Here is a 359-nt window from a genome sequence, read left to right on the forward strand (position 1 = left end):
CTTTCTGCATGCCTTTATCGCGCAGTTGCTCGTGCAGCGAACGCAGCGCTGAGCGCTTTTTCGCCACCAGCAGCACGCCGGAGGTATCCCGGTCGAGACGATGCACCAGCTCAAGGAAACGCGCCTCCGGGCGCAGGGCGCGCAGCCCTTCAATCACGCCGAAGCTCAGGCCGCTGCCGCCGTGTACCGCGGTACCAGAAGGCTTATTGAGCACCAGAATATGATCGTCTTCATAGAGGATCACCTCAGAGAGCGCGGCCACTTTCTGCAGGTGCGGCGATACCGCCTCTTCTTCACGCTCCGCCACGCGCACCGGCGGGATACGGACTTCATCGCCCGCTTCCAGCTTATACTCCGGC

1 protein-coding gene is annotated in these 359 nt (G+C 62.4%); it reads right to left on the bottom strand.

Annotated elements, in window-relative coordinates; translation table 11 throughout:
- On the bottom strand, nucleotides 1-359 hold a 359-nt coding region (locus PL597_RS26245; protein WP_271366687.1), incomplete at both ends, for a pseudouridine synthase.

Origin of the sequence: Agrobacterium sp. ST15.13.013 (genome assembly GCF_027956525.1) — a bacterium.
In the GTDB taxonomy this organism is placed as follows: Bacteria; Pseudomonadota; Alphaproteobacteria; order Rhizobiales; family Rhizobiaceae; genus Agrobacterium; species Agrobacterium salinitolerans.